7 protein-coding genes, 1 rRNA gene and 1 other annotated feature are annotated in these 14,054 nt (G+C 64.3%); of the genes, 1 reads left to right on the plus strand and 7 read right to left on the minus strand.

Annotated elements, in window-relative coordinates; translation table 11 throughout:
• From H8S55_RS07920 to glf, 7 genes are all read right to left on the minus strand, one after another.
• A 16S ribosomal RNA gene (locus H8S55_RS07920) occupies window positions 1-102 on the minus strand; the annotation flags it as partial.
• 591 nt (window positions 103-693) lie between these two features.
• Window positions 694-1,746: a GerAB/ArcD/ProY family transporter gene (locus H8S55_RS07925; protein ID WP_186878541.1), complete on the minus strand. Its 1,053-nt coding sequence runs from the start codon at window positions 1,744-1,746 to the stop codon at window positions 694-696.
• A gap of 24 nt (window positions 1,747-1,770) precedes the next feature.
• Window positions 1,771-2,820 (minus strand): Ger(x)C family spore germination protein, encoded by a 1,050-nt coding sequence (locus H8S55_RS14495; RefSeq protein ID WP_207721809.1) that lies wholly within the window; start codon window positions 2,818-2,820, stop codon window positions 1,771-1,773.
• Window positions 2,817-4,331: a spore germination protein gene (locus H8S55_RS07935; RefSeq protein ID WP_147563822.1), complete on the minus strand. Its 1,515-nt coding sequence runs from the start codon at window positions 4,329-4,331 to the stop codon at window positions 2,817-2,819. The genes H8S55_RS14495 and H8S55_RS07935 overlap by 4 nt, the downstream gene beginning before the upstream one ends.
• An 883-nt stretch (window positions 4,332-5,214) precedes the next feature.
• The gene (locus tag H8S55_RS07940; RefSeq protein WP_186878543.1) at window positions 5,215-7,815 is read right to left on the minus strand and encodes a cation-translocating P-type ATPase; all 2,601 of its coding nucleotides are present in this window, start codon (window positions 7,813-7,815) and stop codon (window positions 5,215-5,217) included.
• Window positions 7,816-7,942: 127 nt separating this feature from the next.
• A complete protein-coding gene (locus tag H8S55_RS07945; protein ID WP_186878544.1) occupies window positions 7,943-8,971 on the minus strand; it encodes a glycosyltransferase in 1,029 nt (342 codons plus the stop codon).
• 59 nt (window positions 8,972-9,030) lie between these two features.
• The gene (glf, locus tag H8S55_RS07950; protein ID WP_186878545.1) at window positions 9,031-10,194 is read right to left on the minus strand and encodes a UDP-galactopyranose mutase; all 1,164 of its coding nucleotides are present in this window, start codon (window positions 10,192-10,194) and stop codon (window positions 9,031-9,033) included.
• Between the two features lie 210 nt (window positions 10,195-10,404).
• Window positions 10,405-10,635: a binding site (T-box leader), on the plus strand.
• Window positions 10,636-11,248: 613 nt separating this feature from the next.
• Here glf and ileS point away from each other — a divergent pair.
• On the plus strand, window positions 11,249-14,020 hold the full coding sequence (gene ileS / locus H8S55_RS07955) for an isoleucine--tRNA ligase (protein WP_186878546.1): 2,772 nt from the start codon (window positions 11,249-11,251) through the stop codon (window positions 14,018-14,020).
• Window positions 14,021-14,054 lie beyond the last annotated feature (34 nt).

Raw genomic sequence — 14,054 nt, forward strand, 5'->3', positions numbered from 1 at the left:
GTCTTCTTGGCCGAAACCTCAAACACAGGAGTTCCGTTCGACTTGCATGTGTTAAGCACGCCGCCAGCGTTCATCCTGAGCCAGGATCAAACTCTCAATAAAATGGTATTTAAATGACCTCAAAGAAGCCAATCAAATCGATCTTATTGAAGCGTTCCTTGCTTCAAAGAAAATAAATTGACGTTGTTCCTTACAAGCTCTTTTCAAAGCTCTTTAAAAACAACCATCACCTTTTGGTGCTTCGTGTTTGTCACGTTGTTTAATTTACAAGGTACACGCTGCGTCCTGCAGCGGTTTTTAATGATATCACTTCGTTTTCCTTTTGTCAAGAACTTTTTTCAGAAGTTTTTCAACCTCTTCTCAAGTCCTCTCATCCGCCAGGTCCTTGAAGTTTTATCACCGTCGCTCTCGCAAGCGACTTATTTAGGATACCATACTCAGTTTGCCTTGTCAAGAACTTTTTCAAGCTTTTCAAGCTGTTTTGTTCTCGCTTCAGCTACTGTATTCGGTTTCCAAACGGGCTTTTGCTTGGGAACAGGTCCCTTGCTCAAAGCGCTTGCTTATATTATCAGAACCAGTCCCGTTTGTCAACTGTTTTTTTACAGGTTTTTTCCTCTTTTTTTACGTTTCTCCAGAACCGCCCCAATCTCCCGTTGATTCTCCCGCTCCACGCCTTTGTTTTCCCTCTGTATTCTACCCACTCTTGTGCACTTTTATCCATGTCCCCAGCAAAATGGGCATGACCAGTCCAGACCAAAGGTTCGCCCACAGGGCCAAATGCTCCAATCTCTCCATCTGCCGTCCGGGCAAGAACAGCGCTATCCCCGTGGCTAGTACCACTGCCGTTCGCCCTGTCCATTTTTCCTGCCGTTGCGGCGCGGCGGCCGCCAGCATGGCCCGCAGGGCAAAGGTCAACAGGCACGCCATGGTCACGTCCGCTATCACCCACAGGGCGGCTACCACGCTCTCCACCCGCTGAAAAGCCCCCTCCACCCCCACGCTCTTGGCCAGAGCCAGAAATGGGCTGTCCAGCCGCCCGGCCAGGGCGGGGCCCAGGCTGCCCAGGATCACCCCCTGGGTCAGGGCAAGGATCACACAGCCCAGGGCCGTCCGGCGACAGCTGCCCTTTCCATCCGATGGCATCTCCTCTGTGAGAAACGCCCAGCAGCTCCCCCAACCCAGCACCCCTGCCGCCGCGAAGCCGCTTTGAAGCACGGGCACAACGTCTCCCGTCCACAGGGGCAACAGCCGGACGGCCCGCACCTGGGGCAGGGACAGCAGGAGGATGGCTCCCCCCGTCACCGCCAGTACCAAGAAAAATAGCTGTCCTGCCCGGGCAAAGGCGGCCAGACTGCCCCCGGCCAGCCAGAACACCATTCCCGCCGCCGCCAGCAGGAAATAGGGCATCGCCCCATCCCGATAGCCGGAGGACAGCATCCGCCCGGCGCACAGCCGCAGCCGCAGGGCCAGCAGGGCCAGTGCCCACACCAAATATAGAAAGAGCACTCCCCAGCCAAACCGCGGCCCCAGACCGTCTAAAATTCCCCGGGCCAGGCCCTTATCCCCCGCCAGACGGGTGAGCAGGCACACGGACAGCAGGACCAGCGGGAGGGCCGCCAAGGGAGCCAGCCACGCCCCCCGGCCCGCGGAGAGGACCGCACCCGGCAGCAGCTCCGCCGCCGGGGCCAGCACCCCCGCCCACACCAGGACGGCCAGCTGCGTTCGGGACAGCGCACCTTTCTTCATTTCCGCTCCCTCCTCACATTTCCATCAGCCCCCGGGCAGGTCCGCCCGCACCGTCACCTCCGGTTCCAGTCGGGAGAACACCTCCGGCCAGTCCGACTCTAAGCTGCTCCACAGTCCCGGGTCGGACAGGGCGGCCCGGGGGCCCAGCTCGGCGCAGTCCGCTTTCCAGGCCCGCATCTGTTCCAGTGCCGAGGTGACCTCATGTTCCGCCAGCGATTCCAGACGTCGGCAGACCGTCTCCCGCTCCGTCTCGGACAGGGGGCCGTTTCCTTCCGCCAGCTCCGCCGTCACCCGGCAGGTGAGCCTCAGCCGTCCCTCCGACCCGGCAAACCGGCTGACCGTCTTGGCTCCGATGATCCGCGCCGCCGCCCGGCCACCGGGCAGGGCGATCTCCACCACCTCCGTCAGGGGGTGTCCCAGCAGCAGCGCAAGGCCCCTGGCGCTCTCTCCCTCTAAATACCCCGCCAGCTTGTCCCCGGCAAAGACGGCATAGCCCGCCGCCGTCAGCTCCGCCTCCCCCACGGTCAGGGCGGGAGCATAGGCGCACCCCCGCTCCAGCAGCTGGGTGTACATCTCCCCCACCCGCCGGGGCCGAATCGATAAGCCCCTCTCCCCGTCTGCGGCCAGGGTGGCCAGGCGGCTCTCCACCCCCCGGTCGCCCCCGGCTTCCAGAGCCGTCCGGGCAGTGTCCCCCCGGACGACCCACAGCCGGGCTGCCAGACTCAGCTGGGCATCCCGGGCCACATAGGCGAAGATATCCTCCACTCCCCGGCGGCTCTGTCCCTCCCCCAGCAGCAGCTGATCCACATAGCCAAAGAACACATACCGGTCGCTGCGGCTCTGGATGGCCTGAGCGGCGGCGCTGAGCGAACTGCCCTCCCCCCGCCACAGCCGGGCGGGCTGCTCCGGCGGCTGGGGGCCGGTGGCGGCGCTCATGGCCGGACCGCTCTCCCCCCGGTCCACCCCCATCACCCGCAGCAGGGCCATGTCCCCCATCTCGCGGGGCCTTGGGAGGGCACCGCATACAGCCAGCAGCAGGACTGCGGCCAGGGCCAAGCTCACCCCCCGCCTCACCGCTGGTTTCTCCGGTTCCGGGTGCGCTCTGCCCCGCCCCGCCATTTCAGGGTGGGCAGGGGCGGACGGATCAGGTCGGGCCCGCCCAAGTGTCTCCCCGGTCCGGCGGTAAAGGGGGCCAGATAGGCCACGCCAAAGCTCTCCAGCCCCGCCAGGTGATAGAGGAGCGCCACACAGCCCAGCACCAGGCCGAACAGTCCGCCCAGGCTGGACAGCACGGTCAGCCCAAAGCGCCACAGCCGCAGGGCGTTGCCAAAGTCCTGGGCGGGCATGGTGTACCCCGCCACCCCGGCGATGGCCACCGCAATGAGCACCGCCGGAGAGACGATATGGGCATCCACCGCCGCATTGCCCACCACCAGTCCGCCCAGAATGGACACCGTGGAGCCGATGGGCCCGGGCAGGCGCAGCCCCGCCTCCTGGATGATCTCAAATGCCAGAAGCATGATGAGTACCTCGAAGATGGTGGAGAAGGGCACCTCCTGCTTGGCGGCGACGATGGACAGGGCCAGCTTGCCTGGGATGGCCTCCGGGTGATAGGTCACCATGGCGATATACAGCCCCGGCAGCAGCAATGTGACGGCGGCGCAGAAATAGCGGATCAGCCGCAGCGCTGAGGCGGCCATCCAGTGATAGGCCCGATCCTGCCCCGTCTTGAAAAACTGATCCGCCGTCCCCGGAACCACCCAGCCCAGGGGGATGCCGTCGCACAGCAGGCCCACCCGGCCGTCCAGCAGCTCCCGGCAGAAGCGGTCGGGCCGCTGGGTGGATAAGATCAGCGGGAACGGACTGGATACGGCGGGGACCAGATACTCCTCCAGGTCCCCGGCGGACTCCACCCCGTCTATATCCATCTCGTCCAGCCGTTCCCCTGCCCGGCGCACGGTGTCCGGGTCGGCGATGTTCTCCAGCCATACCACATCCACCGGGGTCAGGCTCTGGCGGCCCACGATGTGCTCCTCCACCCGCAGCTCCGGGGCCCGCAGGCGGCGGCGCACCAGCGAGGTATTGGTGCGCAGGCTCTCCACAAAGGAGTCCCGGGCCCCCTTCAGGGACGGCTCGTTCTCCGGCTCCCCCACCGAGCGTTTTTCCTCCGTGGACACCGGAACGGTGAGGGCCGCCCCCTCCCCCGGAAGGAACAGGGCGCAGCAGCCCCCCACCAGGTCTGTGGCCACCTGGTCCAGGGTGGTCCGCCGGTGTACCTGTTGGGCGTACAGGGCCCCCTGCCGCAGGTGCTCCAACAGTTCCCCCTCAGGGACCCGGGCCAGGCGCTCGTCCTGGGCCAGGGGGCGGAGGACATAGTCGTTGAGCCGCTCGGTCCGGGCCATGCCGTCGATGTAGCACACTGTCAGCGTCCGTTCCCCCGCCCCCGCCAGACAGACTGTCCGGGTCTGATAGTCGGCGCACCGGTCAAACACCCGGCCCAAATTCTCCAGGCACAGGGGCAGGGGGATGCGGGGCTCCCGCCGGGGATGGGGCCGGTCCGGGCTCTGCTTTGGCGATTTGGACATAAAAAAGCCCTCCCTTTTTCAGTTAGGCGTTAGGAGTGATGAGATCGGAGTTTCATCACCCTCTAAGTCTGCCGGAAAAGGGAGGGGATTATGCATTGTAAAAAAGCCTTCCCCCGGGGGGGAAGGTGGCATGGGCGAAGCCCATGACGGATGAGGGGAACGCCATCGACATTTGAGCATCTCCGAAAATACAGGCCAAAGCCTTCGCCCCGCAGGGGAGCAGGTGGCATGGCGCAGCCATGACGGATGAGGGGGACCACGGGGGTGCGGAATCCCTCAGTCAGCTTCGCTGACAGCCCCCTTTCACAAGGGGGCCAAGGGACGGGGGTTACGGATTGCCACGTCGGCCCGTTGGGTCTCCTCGCAATGACAGGCTTTTTTGACAGTCTCAAAAAGTATGTCGTTGTGCTGATGCTGTCAAGTTATGTCATTCCGAGGAGCGAAGCGACGTGGGAATCCGCATCCCCGTCCCTTGGCTCCCCCACAGGGGGAGCTGGCACGGCGAAGCCGTGACTGAGAGGGCGGGCGGCCACAGGCCGCCCCTACAAGAGGGCCGGCGATATTTGCCGTAGGGGCGGCCTTTGGCCGCCCGCCGTCGGCGTACAAAGCTTTCCGGGCAGATGGGGACATCCGCCCCTACGGAATATGACGAACCTCGTCCGTAGGGGCCGCTGTCCACAGCGGCCCGCCCTCGGCGGATGCACCCACGGGGGTCCCCCTCATCCGGCCCTGCAGGCCACCTTCCCCCCGGAAGGGGGAAGGCTAAATACGTTCCCACGCAACCGCTCAAAGCCCTTCGGCGTTCCCCTCATCCGCCCCCTTCGGGGGCACCTTCCCCCAGGGGAAGGCCAACTCCTAACTCCTAACTCCTAACTCATCCCTCCTAACTCCTAACTAACTTCGCTCCCTCGCAGATGGGGATGGGCGCTGCGGCCAGAAGGAGCACCGCCAGCCACTGCCGCCCGTCCATGGGCAGCACAGAGAACACCCCCTGCAGGGGCGGCAGGAGAAGCACGGCCAGCTGCAGCAGCATCCCGGTGACGAAGGCCCGGACCATGGCGGGGTTAGACAGGGGGCCCATGCGGAAGAGGGACTGCTCCTCGCTGCGGACATTGAATGCGTGGAACAGCTGGCACATGGTCAGGGTGGCAAAGGCCATGGTGTTGGCCGCCGCACCCTCCAGCCCCGGGTGCCCCAGGCGGGTGAGCCCTAAGAAATAGGCCGCCAGGGTCAGCCCTCCCACCATCAGCCCCTGCCAGGCCAGGCGCAGGGAGAACCGCCGGTCAAACAGCTCCGCCCGGGCATCCCTTGGCCGCTGCTCCATCACTCCCTCCTCCACCGGCTCCACCCCCAGGGCCAGGGCGGGCAATGAATCCGTCACCAGATTCAGCCACAGCAGCTGCACCGGGACCAGGGGCATCTGCCCCAGGTCCAGCAGGGTGGCGATGAAAATGGTAAAGATCTCTCCGATGTTGCAGGAGAGGAGGTAGTGGATGGCCTTGCGGATGTTGGAATAGATGCCCCGTCCCTCCTCGATGGCAGAGACGATGGTGGCAAAGTTGTCGTCGGTGAGGATCATGTCCGCCGCACCCTTTGCCACGTCGGTGCCCGCCCGGCCCATGGCACAGCCGATGTCCGCCGCTTTCAGGGCCGGGGCATCGTTCACCCCGTCCCCCGTCATGGCCACGACGTGCCCCCGCTTCTGCAGGGCCTTGACGATACGGGTCTTGTGCTCCGGGGCCACCCGGGCAAAGACGGCGGTATGCTCCACCGCCCGCTCCAGCTCCTCCCTGCTCATCCCCTCCAGCTCCGCCCCCGTCAAAATCTTGTCCCCCGGGCGGCCCAGGTCCAAAGCACGGGCCACGGCGGCGGCGGTGGCCCTGTGATCCCCGGTGATCATCACCGGGCGCACCCCCGCCATATGACACCGGGCCACGGCGGCCCGGGCCTCTGGCCGGGGCGGGTCCATCAGGCCGAACAGCCCTAAAAAGGTCAGCTGCTCCTCCGCCCCCTCTAAACTTTCCCCGGGGGAGCGCTCCAGTCTCCGGCTGGCCACGGCGATGACCCGCAGGGCTCGGCCGGCCATGCTGTCGTTCACCTCCAGCACCCGCCGCCGCTCCGCCTCCCCCATGGGTCCCGTGGGCCCGGCACTGCACCGGGGCAGCACCACGTCGGGGGCCCCTTTGACATACAGCACCCAGCCGCCTCCCGGGCCGGGATAGAGGACGGACATCCGCTTTCGCTCTGAATCAAAGGGGGCCTCCCCGGCCCGGGGCCGGCGGCTCTCCAGCTGCCGCTGGTCCACCCCCTCCCGGGCGGCTGCCTCTACCAGGGCGGTCTCGGTTGGGTCCCCCTCCGCCGCGGGCGTGCCGCCGCTCCAGCTGAGCCTGGCGTCGGAGCACAGCGCCCCTGCCGTCAGGGCCTCCCGCCGCGCTCCCCCCTGGGGCACCCACAGTTCCTTCACCGTCATGCGGTTCTGGGTCAGGGTCCCCGTCTTGTCCGAGCAGATCACCGACGCACAGCCCAGGGTCTCCACCGCGGGCAGGCGCTTGACGATGGCCCCCCGCCCCGCCATGCGCTGCACCCCCATGGCCAGCACAATGGTGACGATGGCGGGCAGCCCCTCGGGTATTGCGGCCACGGCCAGGCTCACCGCCGTGAGGAACATGCCCAGCAGCTCCTTTCCCTGGAGCAGCCCCAGGCCGAACATCACCCCGCACACCGCCAGGCACAGGAAGGACAGGGTCTTGGAGATCTCGGCCATTTTCTTCTGAAGGGGTGTCTGGCTCTCTCCCTCCTCCAGCAGCAGCCCGGCGATGCGGCCCACCTGGGTGTCCATGCCCACCGCCACCACCATGGCCCGGCCATGGCCCGCCGTGACCATGGTCCCGGACAGGAGCAGATTGGCCCGGTCCCCCAGGGGGGTGTCCGGGTCCAGGCCCTCCCGTGGGGATTTCTCCACCGGGGCGGACTCCCCTGTCATGGCCGACTCATCCGCCCGCAGACGGGTACTCTCCAGCAATCGGGCATCCGCCGGGACCTGGTCCCCCGCCTGGAGCAGGATCACATCCCCCACCGCCAATGCCGCGGCGGGCAAACGCTTCTCTTTCCCGCTTCTGATTACCAACGCCATGGGGGCGGACAGGTCCCGCAGCTGCTCCAGGGCCTGGTGGGCGTGGTCCTCCTGGGTGACGGACAGCACCCCGTTCACCGCCACGATGATGAGGATGATGGCCCCGTCCAGCCAGTCCCGGCCCCCGCTGGCCGCCAGAGACAGCCCCGCCGCCGCCAGCAGCACCAATATCATGGGGTCCTGCAGCTGCCCCAGCAGCCGCAGCAGCAGGGGCGGACGCCGGGGCGGGGAAAGCTGGTTGGGCCCGTCCCGCTCCAGCCGCCGGGCGGCCTCCCCGTCAGAGAGCCCCTCCGGTCCGCTGTCCAGCTTCTCCATCACCTGCCGCGCCGTCATGCTGTGCCACCGCTCCATGTCTCCACGCTCCTTCCCTTTGTGGCACACAGTATACCCCCAGGCCTGTCCTGTTTTTTGCAGAATCCTGACAGGGGCGCAAAAAAGCGGCGGCCGCCCGAAACAGCGGCCGCCGCAAACATGCAGCTCAGTTAAACTTGTATATCTTTCTCGCCAGGCGGTACAGCCCCACCGACAGCCTCCGGCCCTGATAGCCGGGGAAGGCGGTGAAGGCGGACACGGCCCGGTATTTCATCTTGTGGTACAGCCCGGAGTCCACCGTGCGCAGATACTCCCACAGCTGGGTGCGCTTGCCCAGAGACTCGGGGGTGTCCTCGATGACCAGGAAGATGGAGGAGATGGCCATCATCATGGCCAGATAGCTCATCATATACCGGCCCAGCTTGTGGTGCTCGGCACAGACCTTGCGCAGGTCGTGGGACTTCATCATGTAATAGGTGACCCGCAGCTGCTGGTCCACCCGGGTGACCATCACCTTCTCGTTCACCGACTGGTCGGCCCGGCCGATGAAATAGCGGTACAGGTCCACATCCAGATAGTAGATGTTCTTCACATGGGGCAGGGGCTGATAGACAAAGATGTTGTCCACATAGAACGTGTGCTTGGGCAGCTCCAGATCGCAGTCCCGCAGCAGCTGGGTGCGATAGATGACCGAGTGCATCAGCAGATACTGGGAGGGGCGGAAGCGCCCGATCTGTTCCCAGCCGAACACCTTGTTTCTGGGAAACACGTTGCGATAGTCCATCACCCGCTGGGTGTTGTCCTCCACATGCTCATAGACATAGTTGCACACCATCATGTCCACCAGCCTGTCGTCCCGGACGAACTGGCGCAGCTTGTCCAGGGCCTTGTGCAGGGAGGGCACATCCACCCAGTCGTCAGAGTCCACTACCTTATAGTAAATGCCCCGGGCGTTGCGGATGCCCTGGTTCACGCCCTCGCCATGGCCGCCGTTCTCCTGGTGGATGGCCCGGACGATGTCGGGGTACTGCTCCTGATACCGGTCGCAGATGGCCGGGGTCTTGTCTTTGGTGGAGCCGTCGTCCACCAGAATGATCTCAATGTCGTCGCCCCCCTGCAGCAGGGTGTCCACGCAGTGCTCCATGTAGGCCGCCGAGTTGTAACAGGGGACGGCAAAGGTGATCAGCTTATCCATGTCGTTCTCTCCTTGCATCTTGCAATTTTCAGGGCCGGTCTCTCCTCCGGCCCGCTGGCTCAAAGCCGCTCCGCCAGGTCCAGGGCCCGGGCGGCGATGGCATCCATGTTGTAATACTGATACTCCGCCAGGCGGCCCAGCAGGTGCAGGTTGCCAAAGTGCTCGGCCAGGCCGCGGTACCGGTCATACAGGGCCCGGTTGGCCGGGTTGATGATGGCATAGTAGGGGATCTCCCCCAGAATGCCGCCATAGGCCTTGGAGTATTCCTTCACAATGGTGGTCTTGCCGGGCAGCACCTGGCCGGTGAGGTGCTTAAACTCCGTGATGCGGGTATACTCCCGGTCCACGGTGTAGTTCACCGTGCCATAGCCCTGAAAATCGTCCCGGGGCAGGGTCTCAAACTGGAAATTCAGGGTGCGGTAGGGCAGGGGACCGAAGCGGAAGCGGAACAGCTCGTCTGCCTGACCGGTGTAGACCACCGGGCCGGCAAAGGGCTCCCCGTCCACTCTCAGCGTGTCGCCGGACACGTCCAGCCGCTCCAGGGCATCGCAGCCCAGCTCCACGGTGATGTTGGGGTGGGCAAGCATCCGCTGGAACATGGGGGTATAGCCCTCCAAGGGCATCCCCTGATAGGCGTCCTGGAAATACCGGTCGTCCCTTGACAGGAACACGGGCACCCGGGCGGTGGTGGCCGGGTCGATCTCCTCCGGCTTCTGCCCCCACTGCTTCATGGTGTAGTGGACGAAGACGTGCTCATAGACATAGTCGGCCAGGGCGGCGATCTCCGGGTCGGCGTTCTGCCGCAGCTCCAGAATGGTCACCTTTTTCTCCGGGCCATAGGCGGCGATGAGCTTGTCCCCCAGGCGCTTGCCCTCCTCCATGCCGAAGGCCGTTTCCAGGGAGGTGAGGTTAAAGGGCACGGGATAGGTCATCCGCCCGCCCCTGTCGTCGGGGATGTTGGCGATGACCCGGTGGCGATAGTCCCGCCACTGGGTAAAGCGGGACAGCCAGTCGAACACCCGCTTGTCGTTGGTGTGGAAGATGTGGGGGCCATATTGGTGGATCAGAATGCCCGCCTGGTCGGGCCGGTCATAGGCGTTGCCCGCCACGTGATCCCGCCGCTCCAGCACCAGCACCCGGCGGCCCTTCTCCGCCAGCGCCCGGGCCGTGACCGCTCCGGCATAGCCTGCGCCCACCACCAGCGTGTCAAATGTCTGTTTCAATCTTGTCTGCCGCCTTTCCGCGCCGGAGCTTAAACTGCCGGCGGTGATCTGCTTCGATCTGCTTCGATATTAAGTGGAGCATAGTATATCACACTTTTGTGAAAAAAGGAATTAAATTTCCTTGAAGATTGTGGAGATATTCTCTCCGGCAGTCCCACTTTTCCCTTGACATTCCCCCGGGATACAGATAAGATAATAGGGCAAATACCGACATATGCGCGGATGAGGACAGTAACCCCTCCCGCTCCCGAGCAGAGAGCCGCCGTTTGGTGCAAGGCGGACGGGAGCCAAGGGGCGAACATCACCTCGGAGCAGAGGGCTGAACCTTTTTCAGTAGGCCCCTCCGGCGGCCCCCGTTACCGGGCAGACCTTGAGTGGCCGTCTAAATTCAGGCGGCAAGAAGAGTGGTACCGCAGAGGACGTTACGCCTTTGTCTCTTACATCGTAGGAGACAGGGGCGTTTTTTGTTGGGGAATTTTTATTGCGCGTAAAATACGCTGTCATTGCGAGGAAGGGCGCAGCCCTGACGCGGCAATCCGTTCCCCAGTCCAGCAGCCTCCCTTGTGAAAGGCCGATTCCCCTTATCAAGGGGAAATGTCCCGAAGGGACAAAAGGGATAGGGCTAGGTGGCACGGGCGCAGCCCGTGACGGAAGGATTCCGACCACAGGAAAGCTATCCTAGAAACGGAATCCCTCAGTCATCGCTTCGCGATGCCAGCCCCCTTTGACAAGGGGGCCAAGGGACGGTGGTTACGGATTCCCACGTCGCTTCGCTCCTCGGAATGACAGAAACGGGTTTATTGACACGCTCGGCTCCCCCGAAGGGGGAGCTGGCACGGCGAAGCCGTGACTGAGAGGGCGGGCGGCCACAGGCCGCCCCTACGGCAAATATCGCCGGCCCTCCTGTAGGGGCGGCCTGTGGCCGCCCGTCGGCGGCGTATGCACCCCCGTGGTCCCCCCTCATCCGCCCCCTGCGGGGGTACCTTCTCCCCTGCGGGGCGAAGGCTTAAAAATTGTGCATCATAACCTTAACGATATAAAAAGGAGAACGGACATGGATTACAACAAGACCATCAACCTGCCCAAGACCGACTTCCCCATGCGGGCCGGTCTGCCCAACCGGGAGCCCGGGATGCTCCAGCGCTGGAACGATATGGACCTGTACAACGAGATGCTGAAGAAGAACGAGGGCAAGCCCCGCTTCGCCCTGCACGACGGCCCCCCCTTCTCCAACGGCAACCTGCACATGGGCCACGCCCTGAACAAGTCCATCAAGGACTTTATCACCCGCTCCTATGCCATGCGGGGCTACTACACCCCCTATATCCCCGGCTGGGACAACCACGGCATGCCCATCGAAAGCGCCATCATCAAGCAGAACAAGCTCAACCGCAAGGCCATGTCCGTGCCCGAGTTCCGCACCGCCTGCCACGAGTTTGCCCAGCACTATATCGACGTGCAGATGGAGGGCTTCCGGCGCATCGGCGTTCTGGGCGACTGGGAGCACCCCTATAAGACCATGGACCCCGGCTTCGAGGCCGAGGAGGTGAAGGTCTTTGGCAAGATGTACGCCAAGGGCTATATCTACAAGGGTCTCAAGCCCGTGTACTGGTGCTATCACGACGAGACCGCCCTGGCCGAGGCGGAGATCGAGTATCAGGACGACCCCTGTACCACCGTGTATGTGAAGTTCCCCATGCACGACGACCAGGGCAAGCTGAGCCACCTGGACAAGAGCAAGCTGAACTTCGTCATCTGGACCACCACCATCTGGACCCTGCCCGGCAACCTGGCCATCGCCCTCCACCCCAGCGAGAGCTATGCCGTTGTGAAGAACCATGAAAACGGCGAGATGTATATCCTGGCCGAGGCCCTGGTGGAGAAGGTGATGCAGGTGGCCGGCATCGCCGACTACTCCATCGTGGAGACCCACGAGGGTGCCTTCTTCGAGAACATGCTGGCCGACCACCCCTTCCTGCCCAAGACCTCTCGCCTGGTGCTGGCCGACTATGTCACCATGGACTCCGGTACCGGCTGCGTCCACACCGCCCCCGGCTTCGGCGCGGATGACTATCAGACCTGCCGCCGCTACAACATGGAGATGGTGGTTCCCGTGGATGACCGGGGCCGCCACACCGACTACGCCGGCAAGTACGCCGGTCTGCGGGTGGAGGAGTCCAACCCCATCATCCTGGAGGACATGAAGCAGTCCGGCGCTCTGCTGGCCAGCGAGGAGATCGTCCACAGCTATCCCCACTGCTGGCGCTGCAAACACCCCATCATCTTCCGGGCCACCCCCCAGTGGTTCTGCTCCGTGGACTCCTTCAAGGACGAGGCCTGCGCCGCCTGCGACGATGTGCGCTGGGTCCCCGCCTGGGGCATCGACCGGATGAAGAGCATGATCCGGGAGCGTGCCGACTGGTGTATCTCCCGTCAGCGCCGGTGGGGCCTGCCCATCCCCGTGTTCTACTGCGCCGACTGCGGCAAGCCCATCTGCACCGACGAGACCATCGCCGCCGTCAGCAAGCTGTTCGGCGAGAAGGGCTCCAACGCCTGGTACGAGATGGAGGCCGCTGACATCCTGCCCCAGGGCTTCCCCTGCCCCCACTGCGGCAAGGCCGCCGGCTTTACCAAGGAGGAGGACACCCTGGACGGCTGGTTCGACTCCGGCTCCACCCACTTCGCCTCCATGAAGAAGGACCAGGGCTTCTGGCCCGCCACCATGTATCTGGAGGGCCTGGACCAGTACCGCGGCTGGTTCCAGTCCAGCCTGCTCACCGCCGTGGGTGCCTTCGGCCAGGGCGCGCCCTTCCAGGAGTGCGTCACCCACGGCTGGACCGTGGACGGCGAGGGCCGTGCCATGCACAAGTCCCTGGGCAACGGCGTGGACCCCGCCGACATCTTCAAAAAGTACGGTGCCGACCTGCTGCGCCTGTGGGCCGGTTCCGCCGACTACCATGTGGACGTGCGCTGCTCCGATGCCATCTTCAAGCAGCTCAGCCAGAACTATCTGAAGTTCCGCAACACCGCCCGCTATTGCCTGGGCAACCTGGCCGGCTTCGACCCTGACCAGCTGGTGGCCCCCCAGGATATGCTGGAGCTGGACCGCTGGGCCGTCACCAAGCTCAACCAGCTGACGAGCCAGTGCTTCGCCGCCTATGACAACTACGAGTTCCATGTGGTCTCCCACGCCATCAACGACTTCTGCGTGGTGGAGCTGTCCAGCTTCTATCTGGACATCATCAAGGACCGCCTGTACTGCGACGAGACCGACGGGCTCTCCCGCCGCTCCGCCCAGACCGCCCTGTGGCTGATCCTGGACACCATCACCAAGCTGTTTGCCCCCATCCTGGCCTTCACCTGCGACGAGATCTGGCAGGCCATGCCCCACAAGGAGGGCGACGACGGCCGGAACGTGGTGCTCAACCAGATGAACCAGCCCTTCGCCGGCTATGCTCTGGACGAGGACACCATGGCCAAGTGGGACAAGATCATCTCCGTTCGCACCGCCGTGAACGCCGCCCTGGAGAGCGCCCGCGCTGAGAAGAAGATCGGCAAGAGCCTGGAGGCCCAGGTCTCCGTCACCGTCCCCGCCGAGGACGCCTTCCTGGCCGAGATGAACGCCGACGAGCTGGCCGACCTGTTCATCGTCTCTCAGGCCGACCTGACCGCGGGCAGCGAGCTGAGCGTGGCCGTCGCCCCCGCCCAGGGCGAAAAGTGCCAGCGCTGCTGGAAGCACCACCCCCTGGTGGGCTCCGATGCCAAGCACCCCGCCCTGTGCCCCCGCTGCGCCAAAGTGGTCGCCGCCCTGAATATTGAGGAGTAAGCGCAAAATCATCTTAACCCTCAAGGGGACGGTT

The sequence above is a fragment of the Flintibacter faecis genome, from assembly GCF_014287875.1.
Taxonomy (GTDB): domain Bacteria; phylum Bacillota; class Clostridia; order Oscillospirales; family Oscillospiraceae; genus Lawsonibacter; species Lawsonibacter faecis_A.